This window comes from Gulosibacter chungangensis (assembly GCF_008831155.1).
GTDB classification, from domain to species: domain Bacteria; phylum Actinomycetota; class Actinomycetes; order Actinomycetales; family Microbacteriaceae; genus Gulosibacter; species Gulosibacter chungangensis.
On record NZ_WBKB01000020.1, the window covers coordinates 1 to 733 of the forward strand.

Below are 733 nucleotides of genomic sequence, written 5' to 3' on the forward strand. Positions count from 1 at the left end.
TGGGCCCGCACGACTGCTGGACATGGTCGAGGGCCGCTCGAAGGCCGTGTTCAAGCAATGGCTCGCGGCACGGCCGGCCGCGTGGAGCAAGCGGATCGAAGTCGTTGCGATGGATGGATTCTCCGGGTTCAAGACCGCCGCCGCCGAGGAACTCCCCGACGCTGTCCCGGTCATGGATCCCTTCCATGTTGTCCGTCTCGCCGGCGACGCGTTGGACCAGTGTCGACGACGCGTCCAGCAGGACCTGTTCGGGCGCCGCGGGATGAAGAACGACCCGCTCTACAAAGCCCGTCGCACCCTGCACACCGGTGCGGACCTGCTCACCGAGAAGCAGCGCGTTCGGCTGGACGCGGTGTTCGGCAGCGAGGAACACGTCGAGGTCGAAGCGACCTGGGGCATCTACCAGCGAATCGTCGCCGCCTACCGCGAACCCGACAGGAAGAAGGCCAAGGAGATGATGCAGTCCGTGATCAGCGCGATCACCACCGGGGTCCCCGCCGCGCTCGTCGAGATTCGCCGGCTCGGGCGCACGTTGAAGCAACGCGCCGCGGACATCCTCGCATTCTTCGACAGGCCCGGCACCAGCAACGGACCGACCGAGGCAATCAACGGCAGGCTCGAGCACCTCCGCGGCTCGGCGCTCGGCTTCCGGAACCTCACCCACTACATCGCGCGCAGCCTGCTCGAAACCGGCGGGTTCAGACCGTCACTACACCCTCGTTCGTGAAGAGCC

At 66.7% G+C, this 733-nt stretch carries 1 protein-coding gene; it reads left to right on the top strand.

Features of this window, described 5'->3' with window-relative positions; genetic code table 11:
- Window positions 1–727 (top strand): ISL3 family transposase (locus F8O05_RS14710; RefSeq protein ID WP_158053509.1); only part of this gene is annotated, 727 nt, incomplete at its 5' end.
- Window positions 728–733 lie beyond the last annotated feature (6 nt).